Below are 24,866 nucleotides of genomic sequence, written 5' to 3'. Positions count from 1 at the left end.
ATGCGCAACGCAGCTATGATTCTGGGCGTCATTGCCGGATTGATCGGGATGATCGTTGGCTTTGTCGGGTATGGCTATGTCGAAATCATCGATACTTACGGTGAGATCGAGGGTTTGGCCGAACAGGTGGACAACGCTCAGGTCATACAAGTGGTTTCGATCATTGCACCTCTGCTGGCCATCGCCGGTGGCGCGATGGCTCATGCGCGTGCTTTGGTCGGGGGTGTGTTGTTGCTGATCTCAGCCGCCGGCATGTACTACGCCTTTGGTTTCAACGTTTTCACCATGTTTCCGGTGGCGTTTGCGGCCGTGGCGGGCCTCCTTGGGCTGGCCGCGGTTAAACCGGACGAGCCCAAGGCACATTTCTAGATCACTTGATGCGCAGGATACGGTCAACCGACAGCGGGCCTGCGCCGTTGATCACAATCACCAGCAGCACGAAGGACCACAGTGTCCGGTCATCCAGCAAGCTCACGGCGTTGGTGAAGTAGCTGCCCAGTTCAGTGCCATGTCCGTTGACGTCCACAATGGTCTGAACCCAGACAAACGCGATCATGCCCAATGCGGCAAACCGCGAGAGCAGGCCGATCACAATCAGCGCGGGCAGCAGGAATTCAGCCCATGTTCCCGCAACGGCAATGGCCCAGTGCATGATTCCCAATTGCGAACTGTCATAGCTGACCGCCTCCATCGCTTTGGGAAAGATTTGCACATAAGCACCGTCTGATGGGCGGAGGAACCCGAAGAACCCGCTGCCCAGCTTGGTTGTAGCCGAGTTCCAATAGTAGATCAGCAACGTCGCTGCAAAGACCAGCCGCGCCAAGGTCGGAGTCAACCAGCCAGCGGTCATTTCCAACCGTCCCAGGGTGTTGTTGTGCAATGAGATCAGGGCAGTCATGTTGCCAGCCTTTCGATAGTCACAGAGGTTATTGCGCCGCCCTGCAAAAGCAGCGCCAGAGTGGCCCCAAGGTCAAAATCGGGGAATTTGGTCGTCGTTTCTTCAAACGTGTCGCCAATGGTTTGTCCGGCCCGAAGGCCCGCGATCCAATGCGCGCCGCCCTCGGGCAGCAGGTGCGGAGCTGGGTCATAGTCGGGTCGGGTGATCAGTACAGCCTCGGGTCCCGGCGCCGGTTTGGGTGCGCCCTCTTCGGTGTTGAAGCGCCAGATTGAGAAAATCGGCCAGTCCGATGCCAAAACCTGCATGGCCGGGGCGAACCGCAACCGCGCCCGCATGATATCTTCGGGCGGCACGGCGAGCGCCTCCGCCGGAGCGGGTGTGCTGTCGGCTGCGTGGTAAGATCGGCGCAGCGCCAACTCCAGTCGCGCGACGTCGGGCAGATAGCCCAGATGAGATAGCTGCTCCATTCCGGTCAGGAAGTCCGGAAACGCCTCACCATAGAACATCATCAGGGGGGAAGAGGGGGGGTGTTTGCGCAGGAATATCCCCGACAGGCCATCCATGTTCTGCGGCCCCAAAAGCTTGGTAATCACAGGAAAGGCCTGATGCATCGCCTCGGTCAGGGAGACGGCCACATTGTTGCGGTACACGCTGAACCGGCGACCGGCGGGCTGCGCGTCGGCGTCCAGCAAACCCTCGGGGATAGCTGCCGACGGCTCCAGCAATGACGCGTGGAAGGTTGTTTGCGAAACGCTCATGCCGGGATGCGGTCCAGGGCCGCCTGTGCGCGGTCTGCCTCGGCCCGCAGAACGGGCCAGTCGGGGACGTCCGTGTCCCACTCGATCAGCACCGGTTTCGGGCCCGAGCGCTCCAAAACATAATCCAGCAAAGCCCAGACCGGATCGACCACTTCGCGCCCGTGGCTGTCGATCAGCAGCGGGTGGCCGTGGTCGTCTTCGTCCTCGTCATGGCCACCGAGGTGAATCTCACCCACCTTGTCCAGAGGATAGGCGTCGATATAGCCCTGCGGTGAGAAATCCAGATTGGTGGCCGAGACAAAGACGTTGTTCACGTCCAGCAGCAAGCCGCAGCCTGTGCGGCGGGCAATCTCGCGCAGGAAATCGGGTTCGGACCATGTGCTTTCCTCAAACGCCAGATAGCTCGAGGGGTTTTCGAGCAGCATCTGCCGTCCAACGGTGTCCTGCACTTGATCAATGTGGTTACAGACGCGGTCCAGCGTGGCGTCGGTATAGGGCAGGGGCAGCAGGTCGTTCAGGAAATGGCTGTCATGGGTGGACCAAGCCAGATGTTCGGAAAAACTGGCGGGGTTCAGCCAGCCGACCAAATGTTTCAGACGGGAAAGATGAACCGCGTCTAGTGGGCCTTCGCCGCCGATCGACAGGCCGACGCCATGGACGGAAATTGGAAACTGTTCCGACAAGTGACGCAGCTGTGCAATGGGACGGCCACCGTCACCCATGTAGTTCTCGGCGTGAATCTCAAGCCATGCGACGGGGTTGGTGTGGTCCAGAATCTGCGCATAGTGCTGTGGCTTGTAGCCAACGCCCGGTGCGGCAGGAAGATTGTTCGGTCTGGTTGAATTGTCCAACATGTGCGTGCTCTCCAATCACAAGAAAGAGGCGGGCGATATGGCCCGCCCCTTCGGTTCTTGAAAGCGTGGGCTTATGCCGGCAGGTCGCGGTCCAGCGGTTCCAGCGAACCTTTGCGGTTGTCCGGCAGTTCGATATCGGCGCAGGTGCCTGCGTCGACCAGAGTCCAGGCGTTGCCCTGATAGTCAACGGTCGAGGTGCCCGCGCAGGTTGTGCCGGGGCCTGCGGCGCAGTCGTTCTGACCGGCCAGCGATACGCCATAGCATTTCTCTTTGGCCTGTGCGGTTGCAGTGGTTGCTGCGCCCGAAACGGCGGCTGCGACTGCGCTTGCGATAACCAGTGTTTTTGCGGTGTTCGACATCTCGGAAATCCCTTTTGATGACTGCGTATGTCTGCTTGTGACAATGACAAAGGTAGTGCTTGCGGGGCTGCAGTTGAATTCACGAGCCCGTGTCTCACAACCCCGTCAGGACATGGCATGCCCTCTTGAAGGGTAACAAATTGTTTTTGAAAAGAAAAAGGGAAAATGTTTCAATCCGGCCCCTATTTTGGGGCCGGATACAGGGCGATTTATCGCCTAATGTTACAGCAGGTCTGGCGGGGTTGCCGCTTTCGACAGCTCATTTGTTACAGCCTCAAGCGGTTGAACCTGCGTCTGTTTTTCACCCAGACGACGGACGCTGACGGTGCGCTCTTCAACCTCGCGGTGACCGACGGCCAAAATGACCGGTACCTTGCCGACCGAGTGTTCGCGGACTTTGTAGTTGATCTTCTCGTTGCGGATATCCGCCTCGGCGCGGACACCTGCGGCCTTGAGCGTTTCGACCACTTCCATGACATAGTCATCCGCCTCGGACGTGATCGAGGCGACAACGACCTGACGCGGGGCCAGCCAGAAGGGCAGCTTGCCGGCGTGTTCTTCGATCAGAATGCCAATGAAGCGCTCGAACGACCCCAGAGTTGCCCGGTGCAGCATGAACGGGCGATGCTTCGCGCCGTCAGCTCCGATAAAGCTGGCGTCCAGACGCTCGGGCAGGTTGGGGTCAACCTGCAGCGTGCCGCACTGCCACGTCCGGCCAATCGCGTCGGTCAGCGTGAATTCCAGCTTCGGCCCGTAGAACGCGCCTTCCCCTTCGAGAATTTCATAGTCATATCCGGCGGCCTTACAGGCATCGCCCAAGGCCTTTTCCACCAGATCCCAGCTTTCATCCGAGCCGATGCGCTTTTCCGGGCGGGTGGAAAGTTTGATCGTCCAGTCATGGAAGCCCAGATCGGCATAAACCTTGGACAGGAAGGCGATGAACTTGGCGGTTTCAGACTCGATCTGATCCTCGGCGCAGAAGATGTGGCCATCGTCTTGCGTGAACCCGCGCACCCGCATGATTCCGTGTAGCGCGCCAGACGGTTCATAGCGCGCGCACGAGCCGAACTCGGCCATACGCAGCGGCAGGTCGCGATAGGACTTCAGACCCTGATTGAACACCTGCACGTGGCACGGACAGTTCATTGGCTTCAGCGCGTTGATCGCCTTTTCGCGGGCATGTTCTTCGTCGACTTCGACGATGAACATGTTTTCCTGGTATTTGTCCCAGTGGCCCGAAGCCTCCCACAGTTTGCGGTCAACGACCTGCGGGGTGTTCACCTCGACATAGCCGTCACGCTCCTGCATCCGGCGCATGTAGTCTTGCAGGGTGGTATAGATTTTCCAGCCATTCGGGTGCCAGAAGATCTGGCCCGGGGCCTCTTCCTGCATGTGGAACAGATTCATCTCGCGGCCCAGCTTGCGGTGGTCGCGCTTGGCGGCCTCTTCGAGCATATGCAGGTGCGCTTTCAGCTTTTCCTTGCCGGTGAAAGCTACACCATAGATACGTTGCAGCATCGCCCGGTCGCTGTCACCGCGCCAATAGGCGCCTGCGATAGACATCAGTTTGAACGCGTCCCCGGGCAGTTGGCCGGTGTGCTGCAGGTGCGGGCCGCGGCACAGGTCTTGCCAATGGCCGTGCCAGTACATGCGCAGAGGCTCATCGCCGGGAATGGCTTCGATCAGCTCAACTTTGTAGGGCTCATTGTTGGCCTTGTAGAACTCGATCGCGCGCTGACGGTCCCAGACCTCGGTGGTGACGGGGTCGCGCTTGTTGATGATCTCTTTCATCTTTTTCTCGATGAGGCCGAGATCTTCGGGCGTGAACGGTTCTTCACGGTCAAAGTCATAGTACCAGCCGTTTTCGATGACGGGGCCGATGGTGACCTTGGTCGCGGGCCAGATTTCCTGCACCGCGCGGGCCATGACATGGGCCAGATCGTGGCGGATCAGCTCATTGGCCTGTTCTTCATCCTTCATGGTGTGGATGGCAATATCGGCATCAGCTTCGATGGGCCACTGCAGGTCCCAGTGCTGGCCGTTCACCGTGGCCGAGATGGCCTTTTTCGCCAGCGAGGTCGAGATATCGGCTGCCACCTGCGCGGGCGTGACGCCTGCGTCATAGGAACGTGAATTGCCATCGGGAAATTTGAGAGAGACTGACTGTGAGTCTAAGGCCATATCGGCTCTCCTCGTCGGTTTGGCGCCCACTGAACGCCCGGTTGCGGGTTATGTGTGTCGCGCTGATTTGGCAGGTGCAGCATAACCTGTCAAGAGCAGAAGGGGCGGGCGTCGATTCTGTGGGGCGCAGAAATTCGGGAATTGCGACCACTGGTTTGCCGTGCATGATGTTTCTTAAAGAGAAAGAGGGTTTCATGACTGCGACGGATTTTCTGGAAACACCGCAGGGGCGGCAATTGGCCTATCACAAGAGCGAAGGTTCTGGCCCGACCATTGTTTTCCTGGGCGGTCTCAAGTCGGATATGGAGGGCACCAAGGCGGTGCATCTGGAAGCCTGGGCGCAAACGCGCGGGCAAGCCTTTTTACGGTTCGACTATTCCGGTCATGGCGAAAGCTCGGGGGCGTTTGAAGAAGGCTGCATCGGTGACTGGCATCAGGATACTGTGGCGGCCGTATCCGAATTGACCGAGGGGCCGCTGATTGTCGTCGGATCCTCGATGGGCGGGTGGCAAGCGCTGTTGCTGGCCAAGGCGATGCCCGAGCGGATTGCAGGGATGGTGACCATCGCAGCTGCGCCGGACTTTACCGAGGACGGTTATTGGGCGTCGTTCAGTAACGCGCAAAAGGAGGCACTAGATACCGTCGGGCATGTCGAACTGCCCTCGGACTACATGGAGCCCTACATTATAACCAAGCGGATGATCGAAGACGGGCGGCAACAGCTGGTGTTGCGCGATTTGCTGGAGCTGCCTTTTCCGGTGCGCTGCCTGCAGGGCACTGCAGATACTGCAGTGTCCACCGAAACGGCTGTGCGTTTGCTGAACCACGCCTCGAGCGTGGACATGCGTCTGTTGTTGGTCAAGGATGCCGACCATCGTTTCTCGGACGGTCCCTGCCTGGGGCTGATCGAGAATGCGGTGCTTGAAGTGATAGGGAGTACCTGATGCAGCGATTTGGTTGGATACTGGGCCGTCTGCTGTTGGTGCTGATTGTTCTCGCTGGGTTGATCTACTGGTTCGGGCCGCGCGAGGAGGTTGATTTGCATCCGCGCTTTGATGCGCGCAAATTCGGTGAGGGCGTTCAGGTCTATTTCGAAAGTACGGAATCTGCCTTCGACGACATCGTTCCGGGCGTCGAGAAACGGGTGGTTTGGCAGGACGGTTTCAAGGAACAACGCACGCCGATTTCTGTTCTTTACGTGCACGGCTTTTCCGCCTCATCCGAGGAAATTCGACCCGTGCCGGACAGGGTGGCCGACGCACTGGGGGCCAATCTGGTCTATACACGACTGCAGGGTCATGGGCGGGATGGCCCCGCAATGGCCGAGGCAACACCCTCGGGCTGGATGCAGGACATGGCCGAGGGGTTGGCGGCAGCGCGAGCCGTTGGCGATAAGGTTGTGGTGATGTCGACCTCGACCGGTGGAACGCTGGCTGCAGCTGCCGCAATGGACCCGGAACTCAGTCAGGATGTTGCGGCGATGATCTTTGTATCGCCCAACTTTGGGGTGAACACGCCCGGCGCGGGACTTCCTGCCTTGCCATGGGCGCGCGAATGGCTGCCGTTGGTGATGGGAGAGCAACGCGACGTCTCTGGCCCGAACCCCGAAAAGAACAAATATTGGACGTCGGTCTACCCGTGGGAGGCCGTCGTGCCGATGACCGTGCTGGTTGAAACCGTCTATGCACTGGACTTCTCAGGCGCACTGGTGCCAGCGTTGTTCTGGTTCTCGGACGACGATCAGGTGGTGCGGCCCGACCGAACGCACAAGGTGGCGGAAAGTTGGGGCGGTCCTTCCACAGTCAATCTGGTGACGATGGGGCCGGGGGACGATCCTGCGTCACATGTAGTCGCCGGGCGATTGATGTCTCCGGGGCAGACTGACGCGACTGTATCGGGCATTCTGAACTGGCTCAAAGGGATAGGTGTAGAATAGCGATGCGCAAGCCGGGCAGCATGTGGAGCCTTGAAACGCTTGGTCGCGTGCGCCTGTCGCGGCATTTTTTCATGCGGGATTTCCTGTACTCCGAGATCGGGAATTTCCATGAAAAACAGAACCTTCCCGACAATCCCGATCTGGCCATCGAGACCGGTCGCGCATTTTGCCAGACCCTGCTAGACCCGCTTGAGGAGACCTTCGGGCGGGTCGCGGTTCGGTCCGGATATCGTTCACCTTCGCTGAACCGGTTCGGGAATGAGAACCGTCTGAACTGCGCCCGGAACGACAACCCTCTGGAATGCCACATCTGGGATCGGGGCGAGGGCGACGCGCGGATTGCGGGTGCCTCAATCGTCATTCCGTGGTTTGCCGATCAGTATGAGACCGGGCGGGATTGGCGCGATCTGGCGTGGTGGATGCACGACCATCTGGACTATTCCGAAATCTGGTTTTTCCCTAAACTCTGCGCCTTCAACTTGGTTTGGAGACCCAAGCCCCATCGCCGGATCGACAGCTATATCGCACCGCGAGGCTGTTTGCTTCGCCCCGGTGCCGAGCCAGAAGAGGACCTGTCTTTGAGGCAAGAACGGTATGCGGATTTCCCGACCTTCCGGGGCATCAACTATCCCTGAAGTTTAACTTGCCCACGCCCGCAAAACCTCTCATGCTGTAGAGTAAGAATAACGTCCGAAAAGGTCGATTTTTACGAGGCCCCGCGTGATCGAGCCGCTGGTTTTACTGCCCGAAATGATGTGCGATGCACGGATTTTTGAACCCCAGATCATTTGTCTGTCGCGTCAGCGTGCCGTGATGGTTGCGCCTGTTTCGCTGGGGGAACGGATTGAAGAGATCGCCTCGGCCCTGCTGGACCAGTTGCCGCATCGCTTTGCGCTGGGCGGGCTGGGGATGGGCGGCGTGGTGGCGCTGGAACTTATCCGCCGCGCGCCGGACCGGGTGTCGCGCTTGTGCCTGATGGCGGCGGATGCGCAGGCCGATACACCTCAGTTGGCCGTCGCGCGCGAGGAGCTTTTGGTTGGTGCAAAGGCAGGGCGGCTTGAGGACGTGATGCGGCGGGTCATCGGTTCTGACGCACTGGCCCCGGGACCGCGGCGCATTCCAATATTGAACAGCCTGATTGAAATGGCTCTGGATTTGGGGCCTGCAGTGTTCGAACGCCAGGTTCGTGCCCTGCAAAGGCGTCCGGATCAACAGGGTGAGTTGAGGCGCATCCGGGTTCCGACGTTGGTTCTGTGCGGCGTACACGACACGCTGGTGCCACAGAGAAAACACGCCTTCATGGCGGATATGATCCCCGACGCTGAACTGCAGGTCGTCGAAGGGGCCGGGCATCTGCCGACGTTGGAAGCGGCTAGGGTTGTGAATGACGCGCTGACCAAATGGCTGTGCACACCCGCACGGGCGGTCTACGTGTAAAACTTCGCGCGCTCAGTCTTGCTGAGGATCGTCGGGGCCGCTACCGGTTTACCGGTATCGGTATTGAAAAACGGCGTGTTCCTCCAACTGCCTGACACCCAGGATTTCGTCAGGCGTGACAGAAGCCCGACCGCTGCGTAGCGCAGTTTTTCGTGTGACTGCTTGCCGTCCGGTTGTGGCACAAAACCACGGGTGGTGACCGGACCAAGAACACCCGGATCAGCGATGCGCTTGACGATAAAACCAGCGAAGGGGAACCTGGCTGTCCGCGACGTCGTTGCGATCGGGGCGTTGCAGCAATCTGCGTACCATCGAAGCATCCCCTTGGGGCTGATTTGCATCAGTGCCAGATATTCCACGCCGCTATCGATGCGGATGTCTTCCGGGCTCATTTGCAACACGTCGACGGGTCCGGGGGCCGGGTCGGGTTGCCCGAAATACAGCTGAGCCGCGCGGCAATCATGGCAAAAACACACAACATGGGTGCCGGATTGAACACCTGCAGCCGTTATATGCCCGCTAAGCTTGCCGCAATTGCAGGAGAAGGGCAGTTCCTTTGCCACTCTCCTGCGCACTGAGGTCAGGCCACCTTGTTGCTGTTGGCGGCGCGGCGTTTCGATTTGCGCGAATTAGCGTTCATGAAGTCAATCACAAGCGGCCGGATATTGTCGCGCCAGCTGCGCCCGGCAAAGATGCCATAGTGACCGGCACCGGGCTCAACATGGCTGGCCTTTTTCGATTCCGGCAGACCGGTGCACAGGTTCAGCGCCGCGATGCACTGGCCGGGGGCCGAGATGTCATCATTGGCGCCTTCGACCGTCTTGACGGCAACATCGGTGATCTTGCCGATATCGACCTTATGGCCGGCAACCACGAATTCATTCTTCGCAATCTCTCGGTTTTTGAAGATACGTTCAACCGTGGACAGGTAGAACTCGGCGGTCATATCCATGACGGCCAGATATTCATCGTAGAAGCGGTTATGGGCATCGTGGTCCGAGGCCTCATCGCGCATCACGCGCTGGATCTGGTCCGAGAACGCTTTAGAGTGGCGATCCGCATTCATCGACATGAACGACGCCAGCTGCAATAGGCCGGGATAGACCATGCGGCCCACGCCCTTGTACTTGAAGCCAACGCGCTGGATCATAGTTTCTTCCAACTGACCCATGGTGACGCGGCGGCCAAAGTCGGTCACGTCGGTCGGGGTGGCGTCGGGGTCGACCGGGCCACCGATCAGGGTCAGGGTGCTGGGTTGCGCCTTGGGCTCAACCTCGGCCAGATAGGCGGTCGCGGCCAACGTCAGCGGAACAGGTTGGCAGACGGCCACAACATGGGTGTCCGGGCCAAGTTCCTTCATGAAATCGACAAGATAGAGTGTATAGTCCTCGACATCGAACTTGCCTTCGGACACGGGAATGTCGCGCGCGTTATGCCAGTCGGTAATGTAAACTTCGCAATTGACCAGCAGGCTTTTCACGGTCGACCGCAGCAGTGTGGCATAGTGCCCCGACATCGGCGCGACCAGCAGAACCTTGCGGGGCTGTTCTTCGCGGCCGTTTACACGGAAATGGACCAGATCACCAAAAGGGCGTTCGACAACAGTGGTCACATCGACCAGATGGTCCTTGCCGTCCTCGCAGGTAAAGGTGCGGATACCCCAGTCGGGTTTAACGATCATGCGTTGGAATGTCCGCTCGGTCACCTCACCCCAGGCTGCCATCATACTGAAAGCGGGGTTGGGAACCATCGAGAACATAGGATAAGATGCAAAGGCGCTGGCAGTTGCGCCCATCCATTGGTTGGTGTTGCGCATCGTTTCCATCAAGTCGTAAGTCATCATGTAGCGCATGAAAAAGGGGCCTCCTGCGTGTCAGCCTGTATTAAGTTCGGACCATTCGCCGCTTTGCCCCCCGAGACCCACGACGTTATTCTGCGTAGCAGCGAGATTAAGCGGGAATTGTTAAAATGACAACAAGTGAAGACCAGACGCCGGAATTGACTGAAGAAAACATTGAACGCCTTAAAGAAAATATGGAGAAGGTTGAAGCGCTCTCGAAGAGGCTGATTGAAGTCATGGCTACGAAAAAGTCGCATACGCCGGCTTTGGACGGTCCGAATCAAGAGCTTTTCGCACGAGCAGCAACGGCATATTGGACCGATGCTTGGCAGAATCCCGCCAAGTTGTTGGAGCAACAGATAGAATTCTGGGGTAAGTCGGTTCTCAACTTCGCCGAGGCGCAGCAGGCGATGACTACGGGCGAAGTTGAAGGCGAAGATGCCAAGCCCGGCGACAAACGGTTCTCCAACCCGCTTTGGGAGACCAATCCCTATTTCAGGCTGATCCGTCAGCAATATCAGACCAATTCCGAGGCCATCGCCCAAGCTGTCGCATCAGTCGATGATTTGGATGCCAAGGACAAACAGCGTCTGGGTTACTTCTCGCAACAGATTATCGACATGATGTCGCCCACGAATTTTTTGGCGACAAACCCGGACGCGCTGCAGAAGGCCGTTGAAACCGAAGGCCAGTCTTTGATTCAGGGCCTCGAGAACCTTGTCTCGGACCTGGAGGCCAACAATGGTGAACTGGTCGTCAAGCTGGCCGACGAGAGCGCGTTTGAAGTTGGCGGAAATCTGGCGACGACGCCGGGTGACGTGGTCTATCGCAACCGCATGATGGAGTTGATCCAGTACAAGCCCTCGACCGAAACAGTCCATGAAACGCCAATCGTCCTGTTCCCACCCTGGATCAACAAATTCTACATTCTCGACCTCAAGGCGCAGAACAGCCTGATCAAATGGGTGACCGAGCAAGGCTATACCCTGTTTGTCGTCAGCTGGGTCAACCCGGACGAAAGCTATGCCGACACCGGGATGGAGGACTATATTCAGGACGGGTTCCTGACCGCGATCGAAGAAGCCAAGAAGATCTGCAAGGTCAAGCAGGTCAATGCGATCGGATATTGCATCGCTGGTACCACGCTCAGCCTGACACTGGCGCTGATGAAGCATCGCGGCGATAAATCAGTCAAATCGGCAACCTTGTTTACTGCCCTGACCGACTTTTCCGAGCAGGGGGAATTCACACCCTTCCTGCAGAACGATTTCATCGACGGAATCGAAGAAGAGGTGAACAAAGAGGGCGTGCTGCGGTCCTGGATCATGGCACGCACCATGTCCTTCCTGCGCTCCCGCGATCTGGTTTATGGACCGGCGATCCGCAGCTACATGCTGGGTGAGGTGCCTCCGGCCTTTGATCTGCTGTACTGGAATGGCGACGGGGCCAATCTTCCAGCGAAGATGACGGTCGAGTATCTTCGTGGCCTATGTCAGCGCAACGAATTTGCCACTGACGGGTTTGAACTGTTCGGTCACAAGTTGAAACTCAGCGACGTGGATGTGCCGCTGATGGCTGTCACATGCGAGACAGATCATATTGCGGCGTGGAAAGACTGCTATCGTGGTGTCCAAAAGATGGGATCGAGAAACAAAACCTTCGTTGTTTCGGAATCCGGCCATATTGCCGGCATCATCAATCCGCCCAGCAAGAAGAAATATGGACACTATACCAACCCGGATTTGAAGGCAGATGCTGATACCTGGCTGAAAGAGGCTGATTTCCACGAAGGTTCGTGGTGGCCGTTGTGGGAGGCATGGCTGAAGAAACGCTCGGGCAAGCAGGTTCCTGCGCGTGACACCGGTGATTCGGATCACCCTCGGTTAGCCCCGGCGCCTGGTACCTATGTTGTGGCCCATCCAAACGGCTGATTTCATTTTGAAACTTAAAAAAATTCTGCGTCGCAGCAAAAAAAACTTGAAATGCTGCGGCGCAGCATTCATATTGTCCTCAAGCTGATGAAAGCCGGGGTGGGCTCGGTTCGGCAAAAAGGATTAGGACAATGGCAAAGACTCAAGACTTTACCGCGACCCTGAAAGAAATGATGGGCGCATTCCCCGTTGACACCACCGCTCTGGAAGGTGCCTTCAAATCGACCGCTTCGCTGAACGAAAAGCTGTCGGGCGTTGCTCTGGAAGCCGCTGAAAAATCGGCTGAAATCTCGAACAAATGGACCAAGGACACCCTGGCCAAACTGACCGAGATGTCGAAAGCAAAAGCCGAGCCGGCAGACTACGCAAAAGCCGCCACCGATTTCGCAAGCGCTTCGGCTGAAGTTGCTGCTGAAAACATGGCTGCTTTCGCAGAAATCGCGAAAAAACTGCAGACAGAAACCGTCGAGCTGCTGATGGCTGCAGGCAAAGAAGCTGCTGAAGATGCAACCGCTGCCGTCAAGAAAGCAACCAACGACGTGACAGCTGCTGCCAAGAAAGCCGCAACTGCCAAGTAAGGAATGCCGCGAGGCGCGCCCAATCCTCCCAACGGGTGCAATCGCGCAGGGCAGGTCTTTTGACCTGCCCTTTCTTTTTGTTCTGCAGTCGCATAATCTCTGCTGCAACGCATCATCCTTGGGGAGGGCAAACGGTGCCAAAACAAGAAAAACCGCTGTTGATCAAACGCTATGCAAGCCGTCGGCTGTATAACACCGAGACCAGCGACTATGTCACACTGGAAGATATTGCGGCGTTTATCCGCGACGGTCGAGAAGTGCAGATTATCGATCTGAAAAGCGGTGACGATCTGACCCGGCAGTACCTGCTTCAAATCATTGCTGAACATGAAAGCCGGGGCGAGAACGTTCTGCCGGTGAATGTTCTGAACGACCTGGTGCGCAGCTACATGATTCCGGGCGGTGGGATGATGCCGCAATTCCTGCAAAGCTCGTTTGAGATGTTGCGCGAAAGCCAAAGCAAGATGATGGAAAACATGAACGCCATGAACCCGATGTCGCAGATGCCGGGGTTTGAGGCGATGCAGGCGCAGCAACAGGCGTTTTTGAAGGCGATGACGGGTGGTCTGTCCGGCAACTGGTCCGGGCCGGGCAAGGATGACGAAGATAACCCGGAATCTAAAGAAGATCTGGACGAAATCAAAAAGCAACTTGCCGAGTTGCAGCAAAAGCTCTCCAAGCTCAACTGACCGCGCAACGATGCGCTGGCTGGTCCTGAGTGTCGCATTACTTTGGACGCAGCCTGCGCTGTCGCAGGGCGTTTATTCGGAAAACTGGTCTCCGGTCTGCAGACTGGGCAGCCAATCCGGTGCCGGATGTGAGGCTGTCCGCAATCGCGAGATTCTGGATGCAGGCCAGCCACCCTGGCGCGCCATCGGGCGGATCAACTTTGCCAGCCGGGATCAGAGGTCCCATTGCACCGGCGTACTGGTGTCGGATCGACTAGTCCTGACTGCCGCCCACTGCCTGTACAATGCGCCACGTCGACGGTGGATTCCACCCTCAAGCATTCGATTTGCCGCTGGGTATCAGAGAGGGGAGGCTGTCGCATTGTCAGACGTAAATGGGTATCGCCTTCATCCCGACCAGGGCAAAGACGAAGCGTTTGATAATCGTACTGATCTGGATTGGGCAGTTCTGGAACTCAGCGAACCGATCGGTCAGCAGGTCGGATATCTGCCGCTTGCAAGTGCCGATGATGCTTTGGCTTTTGTTGCAGGGTATCCCGGAGTGCGGCCACATGTACTCAGCCAAACCAAAGCCTGTCCCCCGCAACGGCATCAGGGCGGGGTTCTGACTGCGGTTTGCCCTGTGATGATGGGGGATTCCGGCGCGCCGCTGTTGGTGGAAACTCCCGCCGGTCTGCAGGTGGTTGCGATCCTTTCGCGCGTCGCCGCAACCCCCGAAGGGGTCACGGCGTTGTTTCTGTCGACCGAGCTGTTTGACCTTAACCCACAATAGCCGTCAGGTGCCGTAGACCGGAACCGGGCCGGTCACTTCGCCGACCGAGGCCAGCAGGATATCGGCGATCACGTCCAGCTCTTCGCGCGTGAGGCGAACGGGCAGGCGGACGTCACAGGCCTTCATCAGCATGTCGCGCGTCTGCGGCAGTTCGAACTTCTCGGGCAGGAACTGCCAGTTCCAGAAGGCTCGGGCGTTGTCCTCGCTCAGTCCGAAAACCTGAACCTTCACACCGCGCGCTTCGGAGGCGGCGGCAAAGGCGCGGATCTCGGCCTCATCCATTCCGACCAGATTGAACTGGATCGAATCCGGCGCGCGACGTTCCGGTGTCAGTGGGGCGGGGACGTCGATGTAATCCGAAGTGTTCAGGCGTTCCGCCATATAGTCGTGGTTCGCAAGCCCGTCACGCACACGACGTGCCAGTTCCGGGATTTGCGGGCGGATCACGGCGGCGCTCAGATTGCTCATGCGCAGGTTATAAAGCGGCAGTTGGTTCTGCCAGCGGGCAAAGGCCTGCTCCAACTCAGGCGAGTTGTCGCCGTGCGGACCTTTGTGCTTTTTCCAGTTATGCTCATAGGCGCCAGACATAATCACGGCGCGGGCCACCAGATTGGGGTCATCGGTGATCAGGATGCCACCTTCGCCAGCGTTGATCATCTTGTAAGATTGGAACGAGAAGCAGCCGACCTTTCCGATGGTGCCGATGTTCTGACCGTGCCACGTGGTGCCCAGCGAATGGGCCGCGTCCTCAATCACTGGAATATTGCGTTCGTTGCACAGGGCCATGATCGCGTCCATGTCGGACGTGTGGCCGCGCATATGGCTGATGATCACCGCCTGCACGTCATTCAGCTTGGCGGAGAAGTCCTCCATGTCGATGCGATAGTTTTCGCCCACTTCGCACAGCACCGGAATGCAATCCGCGTGCACGATCGACGACGGCACGGCGGCGAAGGTAAAGCCGGGGATCAGCACCCGCGCGTCCCGCGGCAGGCCCAAGGCTTTCAGCGACAGGAACAAAGCGGCCGAGCAGGACGAAACCGCCAGCGCGTATTTCGTATCCAGCAAGGCGGCGAATTCAGCCTCAAGCAAAGCGACTGGTGCATCCTGCGGTGCGGTATAGCGGAACAGGTCGCCTGACTGCATGATGGCGTCGATGGCTTCGCGGGCGGCTGCGGGGATGGGTTCGGCGTCATGAACGTTTGGAGGAAGCGTCATATTTGGTTTTCCCGAATTCTATATTTGGGAAAGATAAAGCTAAACATGGGGCAATAAAACCCCTCAATCGCCTTGTGGGCGAAATTTCACCAATCTGTCGCAAATTCTTTAGGTCAGACCCCGAGGCGATCCCGCAGGGCAAACCACGTCATTGCCAACACCAGCAGAGGGCTGCGCAGGGCGGTGCCGCCGGGGAAGGGTTGGGCGGGAACGCGGGCCATGGTGTCGAACCCTTCGGCCTGACCCTGAATGGCCAGTGCCATCAGTTGCCCGGCATGGGTCGCGGTGCCAACCCCGTGGCCGGAATAGCCCGAGGCTGACAGGATGTTCGGCGTAACCCGCGCCAGATAGGGCATCCGCCGCATGGTGATGGCCAGAGTGCCGCCCCAGGCGTAGTCGATCTTGACGTCACGCAGATGCGGGAAAATCTCGGTCATCGGTTTGCGGACCTTGGCGGCAATATCTTCCGGGAAGCGATAGCCATAGCTCTCGCCGCCGCCAAACAGCAGGCGACTATCACTGCTGAGGCGGAAATAGTTCACTACAAACTTGGTGTCGGCGACTGCAACATCGCGGGTCAGAACGCGGGCAGCGTCTGCCCCCAACGGCTCGGTCGCGGCGATGAAGTTGTTGATTGGCATGACCCGCGACGCCACCTTGCCATTCAAGTCGCCGAGGTACCCATTGCAGGCCAGTATCACATGGTCGGCGGTTACGTTCCCTTGTGCAGTGCGCACGATGGCGGGGTGAGTTTCGTCAACGCCCGTAACCTCGGTGCCTTCAAAGATGCGAACGCCGGCTTTCGCCGTTGCCTGTGCCAGCCCCAGTGCAAAGTTAAGTGGATGCAGATGCGCGGCACCCATGTCCAAGTAACCGCCGCGATAGGCCGGCGAAGGACACAGCGCGTGGCCTGCGCCTTCGTCCAGTAACTCCATCTGGTCATAGCCGTATCGGTCAGACAGGTGCGCCGCGTGGTCGTGCAATTCTTGCTTTTCGCCAGAACTGAGACCCAGAACCGCTACGCCGGGTTTCAGGTCGCAATCGATCTGATGCTTGGCGATCAGCGATTTGACCAGATCCTTGGCATCCTCGGCCAAATCCCAGAGCTTCGCCGCGTCGTCATCGCCGACCAGCCGCTCAAGGTCTTCCTGATCCATCCGTTGCGCGCTGCCCAGCTGACCGCCATTGCGGCCCGACGCGCCGAACCCAACGCGGTGCGCCTCAAGCAGCACCACATCGAACCCGGCCTCGGCCAGGTGCAGTGCGGCGGACAAGCCGGTATAGCCGCCTCCGACCACGCAAACGTCAGCTTTTTCATCCCCAGAAAACGCGGGAAATCGATCCAGAGCATTGGCCGTTGCAGCGTACCAACTGGCCGGATACTCGGCCTTGCGGTCATTGGCATAGAGCAGGTTCATCGCGCGTATCAGACGTTCATCAGCAGATGTTCACGCTCCCACGGAGAGATGACTTGCAGGAACTCCTCATACTCTGCGCGTTTAACGATGCCGTAGACGCGGGCAAATTCGGGGCCGAGGACTTCGTGCAGCGCGGTCGCTTCGTCGAACAGATCCAGCGCGTTGCCCATGACCTGAGGGATATCGCCGTCGCCTTCATAGGCGTCGCCATAGAACTGGCGGCGTGGGCGTTCTTGCTGGATTAGGCCCAGATAACCGCAGGCCAAAGAGAGTGCGATGCCCAGATAAGGATTGCAGTCCATCCCTGCGATGCGGTTTTCGACCCGTCGAGCCTCAGGGCCGGACAGAGGCACACGAATACCGGTGGTGCGGTTGTCACGCGCCCATTCCAGATTGATCGGGGCGGCGTGATCTTTCACGTAGCGGCGGTAGGAGTTCACATAGGGCGCCATCACCGCCAGCCCGGCGGGCAGGTGGTTCTGCAGCCCAGCGATGAAGTGATAGAACGCGTCTGTCTCACCGCCTTGGGGGCCGGAGAAGATGTTCTGGCCCGTCTCGATATCGATGATTGAGTGATGGATGTGCATGGCTGAGCCGGGCTCATCCTCGATTGGCTTTGCCATGAATGTGGCAAAGCAGTTGTGGCGCAGCGCGGCCTCGCGGATCAGGCGTTTGAAATAGAACACTTCGTCGGCCAGCTTGACCGGGTTGCCGTGGCGCAGGTTGATCTCCAACTGGCCCGCGCCGCCTTCCTGCGTGATGCCGTCGATTTCAAACCCCTGGTGTTCTGCGAAATCATAGATGTCGTCGATCACCGGGCCGAATTCATCCACCGCCGTCATTGAATAGGCCTGACGCGCGGCTGCCGGACGACCCGAGCGGCCCATCATTGGCTTGATCCCTTGGGCCGGGTCCACGTTTGGGGCGACCAGAAAGAACTCCATCTCGGGCGCGACGACCGGCTTCCAACCCTTGTCGTGATACAGTTGCACCACACGTTTCAACACGTTGCGGGGGCTGAACGGGATCGGGTTGTCGTCCCGGTCATAGGCGTCGTGGATCACCTGCAGCGTCCAGTCACCAGTCCATGGCGCGGCGGAGGCAGTCGTGAAATCGGGTCTGAGGATCATGTCCCGTTCGATGAACCCGTCTTCACCGGCGGCCTCACCCCAGTCACCGGTGATGGTTTGGTAAAAGATGCTGTCGGGAAGGTGGAAATAGGACTGCTTGGCAAATTTCGACGCAGGCACCGCCTTGCCTCGGGCAATGCCGGGCAGGTCCGAGATGATGCACTCGACCTCATCCAATCGCTGGCCTTCGATATAGGTCCGGGCTGCCTGTGGCAGCTGATCTTTCCAGTCGGCCATCAGGCCCTCTCTTTCTTCAGAAATTCTGCCATGAGCTGCGCGATCTTTGGATTGTCATCCTTGGCGGGCAGGCGATTGGCGGCCGCTTGCATCAGGGCATCAGGCACGACGCCTTTGCCGCGGGTTTCCATCAGGCCCTTGATAAAGCCGTCACCGTATTCCGGATGTGCCTGAACAGTCCAGATCGTGTCACCGTAGGCTACCATAGCGTTGCGGCAGAAAGCATTCGAGCCGGTCACCTTGGCCCCTTCGGGCAATTCGACAACCTGATCCTGATGCCAGGCGTTCAGAGTCGCCGTCTGCCCGTCATAGTCGTAATCCGTCCGCCCGATGGCCCAGCCGCCTGAGAACTTTTCGACTTTGCCGCCAAGCGCCTGCGCGATGATCTGATGTCCGAAGCAAACGCCGATCAATGGTTGGCCGTTCGTCCAGATTTCGCGGATAAGGTCTTCCAGCGGTGGAATCCACGTGTGGTCTTCATATGCCCCGTGGCGCGAGCCGGTGATGATCCAGCCATCGGCCTGATCGGCGCTGTCGGGGAACTGATTGTCGACGACTGCAAAGCTATCGAACTCAAAGCCGTTTCCATCCAGCAAGGTGCGAAACATTGCGTCATATGCGCCAAATTGTTCGCGCAATTCGTCAGGCGGGTGGCCAGTTACCAGGATGCCGATTTTCATGGGTCACCAAATTTGATCAAATTTATTCTAGCCCACCGAATTCAAGCGGGCAAGGGGGTCACACCGCTTCGAGATAGCTGAGCCAATGTTCCTCGGGCGGACGCTCATCAAAGCGCTGGATTTCCTGCCGCTTGGTCATCGCGAAAAAGCGGATCAGATCGGCGGGAAAGATGCGGGCGACCTGCGGGTCGGTCTCGAAGGCGGCAATCGCCGACGCCCAGTCGGCTGCCAGTTGAGGCAGGCCGTCGATTTCGTAAGCGTTGCCCGAGATCGGGGCGGGCGGTTCGGTTTCGTCCTCGACCCCGTTCATAGCCGCGCCCAGCACGGCCGCCAGCATCAGGTAGGGGTTGATATCGCCGCCGGCAACGCGATGCTCGATCCGGCGCGCGGCGGGGGCACCCCCGGGGATGCGCAGGGCGGCGGTGCGGTTTTCATAGGCCCAGCTTGCGCCGGTCGGGGCGTGCGCGCCGGGCACGAGCCGTGTGTAGGAATTTCCGTGCGGCGCAAAGACCAGTGTACATCCCGGCATCGCGGCCAGACATCCGGCGACGGCCCAACGCAGCAGATCGGTGCCTTCAGGCCCGTCGTTGTCGAATACGTTTCGGCCCTTATCGTCCACGACCGAGAAGTGCACATGCATCCCGTTGCCGGCATCATCGGCATAAGGCTTAGACATGAAGGTGGCTGTAAACCCATGTTTGCGGGCAAGACCGCGCGTCAAGGTTTTGAAAAGCCACGTATCATCAGCGCAACGCATTGCGCCCTGATGGTTCAGGTTGATCTCGAACTGCCCGATACCGCTTTCCGAGATTGCCGTCTGCGCGGGAATGCCCATTGCGGCACACCCGTCATATAACTCGGTAAAGAAGGCGTCGAACGCGTCCATTTCGGCCATGGACAGGACCGATTCATCCGCCAACCTGCGCCCGGTCACCGGGTTGATCGGGGGCTGCGGTTGCGCGCCCGACGCATCGAGCAGTGTGAATTCCAGCTCGGTCGCCGCGATGACGGACCAGCCGCGTTGGGCGTAGCGCTCCAACACCGCGGCCAGAGCGTGTCGCGGGTCGCCTGCAAAGGGCGCACCCGCGTCATCGTACAGGCACATCGGAACCAGCGCCGTGTCCGCCGCCAGCCACGGCATCGGCACCGGCCCGCGTTCTGTGGGCAGCAGCATTCCATCCGCATCACCGGATTCGAAGACCAGAGGGCTGCCGTCAATATCAGCGCCCCACAGGTCCACGTTCAGAGCGGAAAAGGGCATCCGCACCGTTCCTTTGGCCAGCTTGTGAGCATAAGAGGGCGGCACACGCTTGCCACGCATCTGGCCGTTAAGGTCACAAGCAGCGACGCGAAAACTGTGCAGAACGCTCAGGTCCATCTGGGGCTCCATCACTTGGGATGTTCGAGATGTAATTGAGACCGGGCGCTTTGTCATCAAATTTGATCAAATTTTTTGTGAGTTGAGCTTCAGGCGTTTCGCGTCAAAGGGGGCAATCCCGAATTCGCCCCTTTTGTGCCAAAGCGTTTGACGCGCGCGGCTGAAATAGTGGGACTCGCCGGCCTCAAGCTCCTAGAAGCCTTCTGCCCCGTCTCTTCGCTTTGTGGAAGGGGACATTCCGCAACTACGGGGGCCCGGCTTTCGGGGGCGTTCTGAGTTGTTGTAAGTTGGCGGGCATTCTGAGCGGTAGTGGTCGCGACACGGCGTTGTGTGCTGTCGTTGAGTTTGGTCATGGATTCCATCCCATCTTGGTTTCGGTAATGGGGAAGCCGGTTCGAACACCCAAGAACATTCAGGGTTTGATAGCCGATTTCCGCTGTGCAGGGGAAAGAAGGGAAAGGTGGCGGCGGCTCAGTAACCAGCAGCATTCGGGCTGCTGTTTGTGTTCTCTGGATGTGCTACACCATAGCACGCTCGAATCGAAAACCCCCGGAAAAACCACGAAACCCAAGGAAATCGTGCTACACGCCTTTTGGGATTGCATGGAGTTAACGCTTTGAAAAATAACGCACAAAAAGCGGCGCGCTTAAGCGTGGCACCGATGATGGACTGGACCTACTAAGCCAAAGTAGGCTTATTTTATTGGGTGTTCTGTATCGCGTTTGGTTTTTGGCATACTTTTGGCATACCGGTTCAAGTTTTTTGGCGACAATATCGCCGATCTGGACGTTAGATCACATGCGCTTTGTGCGCAAACTCATACACAACATAGCACACATGAAAAACAACACAGATTTCATGCGCGCGATGGAACTGAAGCTGAAAGAAATGGACCATAGTTTTTGTCTCCCAGAGATGATCAAGGCAAAAGTAACTTAAGATGTGTATAGTGTGTATAGTAAGGAGATTGTGGTGTCAAGTATTTGACGCACTGTGTGTATAGTGATACTCTTGTTTTATGAAAAAACTTGGTGAACATCCTCCTCAAAGACTGCAAATACTGATGACCGACGAAGAACTGTCAGACATCAAAGCCTACACTCATCAAAACCAGATTTACGGACGTTCAGCGGCAATCCGTGAACTCGTGAAGATCGGACTAGAAGCGGAGAGGGTTGCCGGAAGATTCAAAAAGGAAGGCTAAACCAGCCAAACAGTCTTTGTGGAAATTTCTTACACACTGGGGGAAATTGCTTTCTTTTGTACGAAGTAATGGATAGAGCACCCAAATTTTGGTTTTGGGCAACCCTTCAATTTTGGTCTCTTTGAGACCCAAGGGCGGCCAGTAATCCTTTCGACAATTTGAACGCCGAAATTCCTTTAAAAAGTTTTAAACCGCTTTTGTGTCATGTGCTTTCTGGCGATCAGAGGTCATGACCACATCCCTGAAGTTGGAGTGACGGCAGTCCTGGTCGCATGAAATTGCGGTCAGAGGCACGGAGCCGATTTAGCTCGAAACAACAGCCGTCCTTTGGCCCGTGACCGAAGGGTACAGGTTGTGAAAAAGACTAACGCGGGCCAATCCCGCGAACAAAGAAGTTGTGCGCAACGAAGGTGTGATCACCAAAATTCCAGGCAGAATAGTGGACAAGCAAAGCACATCTATGGGCATGAGGTGCTCCCACCAAAAACGCTACGCCAGGTCGGGCGAAAAGTTGAATATCGCGGCGGTTTCCGCCTCGGTTCAGGTTCCGAAAGGTATCGGAAGATGTCTGCCGTTGTTGCCGAGATGGCGGCAGAAGTAGGTCACGACCTATACAGACCCGGCAAGAAGAAAGCGGCACAGTTTCTGCTAGGTCTGCCAGACAACGAATACCTGGCAATATGCTACCCAGCATTCAAACACGACAAGCGGCTGCCTTCAGTTGCCATGGTGGATACAACACAGACAGCGGCCAATCTCCAATACCATTATGAAACCAAAGTGCAGGGTCGAGCCCAGTTAGCGGCGCTGACATTTCCGGCGCTGGAAAGCCGTGTTTCGATAGACGACTATGACGCTGGCGTCGCCTTGGCGTTCAAACGCATGAACAAGCTCAAAACTGCGCTCAGAAAATCCGGCATGGGCGACTTTGTGTATGTTCAGTTGGAAGCGCCATTTCAGCCTGAAACGGAATCTTTCTACCTGCATTTTCATATTTTCCTGACCTTCGATCTTGGTGATGTACATCGTCGAAGAGCATTGGCATTCATCAAGGAGAATTCTCCTTGGTTGCAAAGTAAGGCCGGCGTTCATCTAAAACGCATTGCACATCAGGATGTCGCCCGATCCATCCGATATGGAACCAAGCCAAGCACGACAGCATATGAGATTGCCACGTCTAAAAACAAAAAAGTGTTCGAAGCTTATCTGGCTGTCTCCAAGGGGCGGCGTCTTACAAGAACGGAAGGTTCGCTTAAAGAGACAATGCAGGAACTAAAGGCGCAGGGGCGACGCGCGAAGTTTTCCCAATGCGAAAACACCGGGCGTTTTTCTGTCTGTCTGGCGGAAAAAGTTGGTAGAGGCGAACCAGGGGCCATTGAACAGGTAGATCGCAAGGGGAGCAGGGGACAAGACACGCAGAAGCCAAAGACCGGGGACAATGCAAATAATATCTATTGCGGTTGCGGTCGTCCTGTCGCGTCGCCAGATGGTCGCCTGGTGGCTTTTGGGTACGTCCAGGACTTTTGTGAAAAATCCTTCGAACCTGGCTATGGGAAAGGTGTTCAAGGCAGTCTATTTGAGGTTAATCGGATCGCTCGACTTGCCTGGGAGGTGAACACTGGAAAACCGTTCGATTTAAAAGAATTCCTTTCTCCAATTGCCGATGACATCATGCGGTTGTTCCGTGATGCTGATGTTCAGAGTTACACGGTAATCGCCTCGCCAAACGTTCTGAAGACGCTCCGGCAAATTCAAAAGGAGCGTGAGCAAAGATCCCGATGCCAAAAGAGGGTTCAACGAGGAAGGTTTGGCCAGAAAGGATTTGCGAGAACTCTAAGACGTTGGGCTTCCAGAATGAGCGGCGTTTTAGATTGGTTCAAAAATTCGATGAATAGAATTTCCGGCGAAACCAGCAGGCCATCTTCGGGTACTTTTACCAACTAAAATCAGGCTGCCCATTGTACTTCCATCAATATTACAATATGTTACACGAATGAACAGAAACCGGATCCTCATTCATCTGATATGACCAGCATTTTTGCTGATCGATATCTATTGAATGCAGGCTTAGAATTTCCAAACAAACCTTCTTGGATTTCATCACCTGCGACACTCGCATGAAGGTGTTCACATGCCAAGAATTGTTCCGTTGCTTACCGATCTAAAGCTGTTCGAAACCGAAGATGATGACATTGAAAGACGTTTGAGGAACCACTTGGAAGAACTCCGGTACTCAAGCTGCAAAGAAGGCAAAACCGAAGAGCCTAAGCGTGTGACTTGGCAGGACACTGACAAGATCCGTCGTCGCGCAAAGAAAATTATCGAAGCCCGTGGCAAGTATTCTCAAGGTCGGCATTTGTCCCGAGCTGACAGAAAGATGTTGCGGCCTGTTATGAATGGCGTTGCGGTCGGAGGCCCGTCAACGGAACATCAAGTCGATGAAATCGCAGCAATGTTGTATGACGAGTTGCCTTGGATGCAGCGGGTTATCCATGAAATCTGGTTGGACATGCGCCACAATGTCATTGAGCATGGGCCAGGTTTGAGATTGAGACCGACGCTATTGATTGGCGGAGCTGGATTGGGAAAAACTCACCTTGTTCGTCGGGTTGCAGAACTTTCTAGTCTGCCGGTCGTTCACATTGATGGAGGCGCAAGTTCAGAGGGGTTTCCTGTCGCTGGATTGAGCCGAGGCTGGGGTGGTGCCGAATGTGGACGGCCTCTGAAAGCCATGTTGTCTACACAGGTGGCGAACCCAGTGGTTGTCATTGATGAAGTCGATAAAGCGGGAACTGCCTTCGGTACTAGTGGTCACAGCACATCCATGCATTCTGCTTTGCTTGGCTTGTTGGAGCCAGTGTCGGCCGTCGATTGGCACTGTCCTTATTTTCAAATTGGTTTCGATATGAGTCGGATCAGTTGGTTGATGACGGCCAATGATGCCAGTGTTCTTCCGGCATTGCTCCGGTCTCGTGTTCGTACAATCCACGTTGATCCGCCGAACGAAGCTCAACTGGAAACTTTTATTGAAAAAGAAGTCCGTAGGCGATCACTATCTGAGGAATGCGTGGGCCAGATTGCGAATGTTATCCAGAGGCACGGAGGGAACAAAGCCGTTAGCGTTCGCTTCGTTGTAAAACTTCTGGAGGAAGTTCAAAGGTTCGAGGCACTGCCGCTGAAACACTAATTGTCAATCGGTGCTCAATACTGACTCACTTTAGGCATTCAACTTTAGCTCCGTTGGTAATGAGTTGGCCGACGCTGCGTAGTCTGTGTACCTCCGGTGAGCCCGAACAAACGCGTTTGATAGTGGGTGTTTAAGTGTCCATCATCGATAGTGGCCGGACCAACATTGTCAGGATGCCTGA

Annotated in this window: 24 protein-coding genes; 12 read left to right on the top strand and 12 right to left on the bottom strand. The window is 57.0% G+C overall.

Features of this window, described 5'->3' with window-relative positions:
- Nucleotides 1-369, top strand: a complete 369-nt coding sequence (locus tag GOW98_RS01640) for a hypothetical protein (RefSeq protein WP_170329315.1) — start codon at nt 1-3, stop codon at nt 367-369.
- Nucleotide 370: 1 nt separating this feature from the next.
- Here the strand turns inward: GOW98_RS01640 and GOW98_RS01635 are convergent, their stop codons facing one another.
- From GOW98_RS01635 to thrS, 5 genes are all read right to left on the bottom strand, one after another.
- Nucleotides 371-898, bottom strand: coding sequence for a DoxX family protein (locus GOW98_RS01635; protein WP_170329314.1), 528 nt, complete (start codon nt 896-898; stop codon nt 371-373).
- Nucleotides 895-1,656, bottom strand: coding sequence for an HvfC/BufC N-terminal domain-containing protein (locus GOW98_RS01630; RefSeq protein ID WP_170329313.1), 762 nt, complete (start codon nt 1,654-1,656; stop codon nt 895-897). Before GOW98_RS01630 ends, GOW98_RS01635 begins: the two co-directional genes overlap by 4 nt.
- Nucleotides 1,653-2,510: an MNIO family bufferin maturase gene (gene bufB, locus GOW98_RS01625; RefSeq protein WP_170329312.1), complete on the bottom strand. Its 858-nt coding sequence runs from the start codon at nt 2,508-2,510 to the stop codon at nt 1,653-1,655. Before bufB ends, GOW98_RS01630 begins: the two co-directional genes overlap by 4 nt.
- Before the next feature lie 71 nt (nt 2,511-2,581).
- Complete coding sequence (locus tag GOW98_RS01620) at nt 2,582-2,869, bottom strand: BufA1 family periplasmic bufferin-type metallophore (protein WP_170325388.1); 288 nt, start codon at nt 2,867-2,869, stop codon at nt 2,582-2,584.
- 222 nt (nt 2,870-3,091) lie between these two features.
- Entirely contained in the window at nt 3,092-5,050 is a 1,959-nt protein-coding gene (gene thrS, locus GOW98_RS01615) for a threonine--tRNA ligase (protein ID WP_170329311.1), read from the bottom strand.
- Nucleotides 5,051-5,244: 194 nt separating this feature from the next.
- Here thrS and GOW98_RS01610 point away from each other — a divergent pair, with 194 nt between their 5' ends.
- From GOW98_RS01610 to GOW98_RS01595, 4 genes are all read left to right on the top strand, one after another.
- Entirely contained in the window at nt 5,245-5,994 is a 750-nt protein-coding gene (locus GOW98_RS01610; RefSeq protein ID WP_170329310.1) for an alpha/beta fold hydrolase, read from the top strand.
- Nucleotides 5,994-6,986: an alpha/beta hydrolase gene (locus tag GOW98_RS01605; protein WP_170329309.1), complete on the top strand. Its 993-nt coding sequence runs from the start codon at nt 5,994-5,996 to the stop codon at nt 6,984-6,986. Before GOW98_RS01610 ends, GOW98_RS01605 begins: the two co-directional genes overlap by 1 nt.
- A 20-nt stretch (nt 6,987-7,006) precedes the next feature.
- Entirely contained in the window at nt 7,007-7,621 is a 615-nt protein-coding gene (locus GOW98_RS01600) for a hypothetical protein (RefSeq protein WP_170329449.1), read from the top strand.
- Nucleotides 7,622-7,706: 85 nt separating this feature from the next.
- Nucleotides 7,707-8,423, top strand: a complete 717-nt coding sequence (locus GOW98_RS01595; RefSeq protein ID WP_170329308.1) for an alpha/beta fold hydrolase — start codon at nt 7,707-7,709, stop codon at nt 8,421-8,423.
- Here GOW98_RS01595 and GOW98_RS01590 read toward each other — a convergent pair.
- Together GOW98_RS01590 and phaZ are read right to left on the bottom strand one after the other, a co-directional pair.
- On the bottom strand, nt 8,414-8,986 hold the full coding sequence (locus GOW98_RS01590; RefSeq protein ID WP_367646784.1) for a DUF6151 family protein: 573 nt from the start codon (nt 8,984-8,986) through the stop codon (nt 8,414-8,416). The two genes, GOW98_RS01595 and GOW98_RS01590, sit on opposite strands and share 10 nt — an antisense overlap.
- A 17-nt stretch (nt 8,987-9,003) precedes the next feature.
- Complete coding sequence (gene phaZ / locus GOW98_RS01585) at nt 9,004-10,275, bottom strand: polyhydroxyalkanoate depolymerase (protein ID WP_170329306.1); 1,272 nt, start codon at nt 10,273-10,275, stop codon at nt 9,004-9,006.
- Between the two features lie 116 nt (nt 10,276-10,391).
- Between phaZ and GOW98_RS01580 the strand changes: the two genes are divergently transcribed.
- The 4 genes from GOW98_RS01580 to GOW98_RS01565 all read left to right on the top strand — a co-directional run bounded on the left by GOW98_RS01580 (nt 10,392) and on the right by GOW98_RS01565 (nt 14,233).
- Nucleotides 10,392-12,194: a PHA/PHB synthase family protein gene (locus GOW98_RS01580; protein WP_170329305.1), complete on the top strand. Its 1,803-nt coding sequence runs from the start codon at nt 10,392-10,394 to the stop codon at nt 12,192-12,194.
- 131 nt (nt 12,195-12,325) lie between these two features.
- Entirely contained in the window at nt 12,326-12,772 is a 447-nt protein-coding gene (locus tag GOW98_RS01575; RefSeq protein ID WP_170329304.1) for a phasin family protein, read from the top strand.
- A gap of 134 nt (nt 12,773-12,906) precedes the next feature.
- Nucleotides 12,907-13,461, top strand: coding sequence for a polyhydroxyalkanoate synthesis repressor PhaR (phaR, locus tag GOW98_RS01570; protein ID WP_170329303.1), 555 nt, complete (start codon nt 12,907-12,909; stop codon nt 13,459-13,461).
- Between the two features lie 10 nt (nt 13,462-13,471).
- Nucleotides 13,472-14,233, top strand: a complete 762-nt coding sequence (locus tag GOW98_RS01565) for a trypsin-like serine peptidase (protein WP_170329302.1) — start codon at nt 13,472-13,474, stop codon at nt 14,231-14,233.
- Between the two features lie 3 nt (nt 14,234-14,236).
- Here the strand turns inward: GOW98_RS01565 and GOW98_RS01560 are convergent, their stop codons facing one another.
- The 5 genes from GOW98_RS01560 to GOW98_RS01540 form a co-directional block, all read right to left on the bottom strand.
- Nucleotides 14,237-15,451 (bottom strand): DegT/DnrJ/EryC1/StrS family aminotransferase, encoded by a 1,215-nt coding sequence (locus GOW98_RS01560; protein ID WP_170329301.1) that lies wholly within the window; start codon nt 15,449-15,451, stop codon nt 14,237-14,239.
- Nucleotides 15,452-15,564: 113 nt separating this feature from the next.
- Nucleotides 15,565-16,869, bottom strand: a complete 1,305-nt coding sequence (locus GOW98_RS01555) for an NAD(P)/FAD-dependent oxidoreductase (protein ID WP_170329300.1) — start codon at nt 16,867-16,869, stop codon at nt 15,565-15,567.
- A gap of 8 nt (nt 16,870-16,877) precedes the next feature.
- Nucleotides 16,878-18,236, bottom strand: coding sequence for a glutamine synthetase family protein (locus GOW98_RS01550; protein WP_170329299.1), 1,359 nt, complete (start codon nt 18,234-18,236; stop codon nt 16,878-16,880).
- Nucleotides 18,236-18,916 (bottom strand): type 1 glutamine amidotransferase, encoded by a 681-nt coding sequence (locus GOW98_RS01545; protein WP_170329298.1) that lies wholly within the window; start codon nt 18,914-18,916, stop codon nt 18,236-18,238. The genes GOW98_RS01550 and GOW98_RS01545 overlap by 1 nt, the downstream gene beginning before the upstream one ends.
- Before the next feature lie 58 nt (nt 18,917-18,974).
- Nucleotides 18,975-20,294 carry a glutamine synthetase family protein gene (locus tag GOW98_RS01540; protein ID WP_170329297.1) on the bottom strand — a complete coding sequence of 440 codons (1,320 nt, stop codon included), beginning with the start codon at nt 20,292-20,294 and terminating at the stop codon, nt 18,975-18,977.
- 1,018 nt (nt 20,295-21,312) lie between these two features.
- Here GOW98_RS01540 and GOW98_RS01535 point away from each other — a divergent pair.
- The 3 genes from GOW98_RS01535 (at nt 21,313) to GOW98_RS01525 (ending at nt 24,685) form a co-directional block, all read left to right on the top strand.
- On the top strand, nt 21,313-21,498 hold the full coding sequence (locus GOW98_RS01535) for a hypothetical protein (protein WP_170329296.1): 186 nt from the start codon (nt 21,313-21,315) through the stop codon (nt 21,496-21,498).
- A 564-nt stretch (nt 21,499-22,062) separates the two neighbouring features.
- Entirely contained in the window at nt 22,063-23,442 is a 1,380-nt protein-coding gene (locus tag GOW98_RS01530) for a hypothetical protein (RefSeq protein WP_170329295.1), read from the top strand.
- Between the two features lie 187 nt (nt 23,443-23,629).
- Nucleotides 23,630-24,685 carry an AAA family ATPase gene (locus GOW98_RS01525; protein ID WP_170329294.1) on the top strand — a complete coding sequence of 352 codons (1,056 nt, stop codon included), beginning with the start codon at nt 23,630-23,632 and terminating at the stop codon, nt 24,683-24,685.
- Nucleotides 24,686-24,866 lie beyond the last annotated feature (181 nt).

It is taken from the genome of Ruegeria arenilitoris (genome assembly GCF_013032445.1).
In the GTDB taxonomy this organism is placed as follows: domain Bacteria; phylum Pseudomonadota; class Alphaproteobacteria; order Rhodobacterales; family Rhodobacteraceae; genus Ruegeria; species Ruegeria arenilitoris_F.
This window is presented reverse-complemented; position numbering and strand designations above follow the sequence as displayed.

Coding starts and splice junctions, on each gene's coding strand:
- GOW98_RS01640 (WP_170329315.1), top strand. CDS start 1: ATGCGCAACGCAGCTATGATTCTGGGCGTCATTGCCGGATTGATCGGG.
- GOW98_RS01635 (WP_170329314.1), bottom strand. CDS start 898: ATGACTGCCCTGATCTCATTGCACAACAACACCCTGGGACGGTTGGAA.
- GOW98_RS01630 (WP_170329313.1), bottom strand. CDS start 1,656: ATGAGCGTTTCGCAAACAACCTTCCACGCGTCATTGCTGGAGCCGTCG.
- bufB (WP_170329312.1), bottom strand. CDS start 2,510: ATGTTGGACAATTCAACCAGACCGAACAATCTTCCTGCCGCACCGGGC.
- GOW98_RS01620 (WP_170325388.1), bottom strand. CDS start 2,869: ATGTCGAACACCGCAAAAACACTGGTTATCGCAAGCGCAGTCGCAGCC.
- thrS (WP_170329311.1), bottom strand. CDS start 5,050: ATGGCCTTAGACTCACAGTCAGTCTCTCTCAAATTTCCCGATGGCAAT.
- GOW98_RS01610 (WP_170329310.1), top strand. CDS start 5,245: ATGACTGCGACGGATTTTCTGGAAACACCGCAGGGGCGGCAATTGGCC.
- GOW98_RS01605 (WP_170329309.1), top strand. CDS start 5,994: ATGCAGCGATTTGGTTGGATACTGGGCCGTCTGCTGTTGGTGCTGATT.
- GOW98_RS01600 (WP_170329449.1), top strand. CDS start 7,007: ATGTGGAGCCTTGAAACGCTTGGTCGCGTGCGCCTGTCGCGGCATTTT.
- phaZ (WP_170329306.1), bottom strand. CDS start 10,275: ATGCGCTACATGATGACTTACGACTTGATGGAAACGATGCGCAACACC.
- GOW98_RS01580 (WP_170329305.1), top strand. CDS start 10,392: ATGACAACAAGTGAAGACCAGACGCCGGAATTGACTGAAGAAAACATT.
- GOW98_RS01575 (WP_170329304.1), top strand. CDS start 12,326: ATGGCAAAGACTCAAGACTTTACCGCGACCCTGAAAGAAATGATGGGC.
- GOW98_RS01565 (WP_170329302.1), top strand. CDS start 13,472: ATGCGCTGGCTGGTCCTGAGTGTCGCATTACTTTGGACGCAGCCTGCG.
- GOW98_RS01560 (WP_170329301.1), bottom strand. CDS start 15,451: ATGACGCTTCCTCCAAACGTTCATGACGCCGAACCCATCCCCGCAGCC.
- GOW98_RS01555 (WP_170329300.1), bottom strand. CDS start 16,869: ATGAACCTGCTCTATGCCAATGACCGCAAGGCCGAGTATCCGGCCAGT.
- GOW98_RS01550 (WP_170329299.1), bottom strand. CDS start 18,236: ATGGCCGACTGGAAAGATCAGCTGCCACAGGCAGCCCGGACCTATATC.
- GOW98_RS01545 (WP_170329298.1), bottom strand. CDS start 18,916: ATGAAAATCGGCATCCTGGTAACTGGCCACCCGCCTGACGAATTGCGC.
- GOW98_RS01540 (WP_170329297.1), bottom strand. CDS start 20,294: ATGGACCTGAGCGTTCTGCACAGTTTTCGCGTCGCTGCTTGTGACCTT.
- GOW98_RS01535 (WP_170329296.1), top strand. CDS start 21,313: ATGAAAAAACTTGGTGAACATCCTCCTCAAAGACTGCAAATACTGATG.
- GOW98_RS01530 (WP_170329295.1), top strand. CDS start 22,063: ATGTCTGCCGTTGTTGCCGAGATGGCGGCAGAAGTAGGTCACGACCTA.
- GOW98_RS01525 (WP_170329294.1), top strand. CDS start 23,630: ATGCCAAGAATTGTTCCGTTGCTTACCGATCTAAAGCTGTTCGAAACC.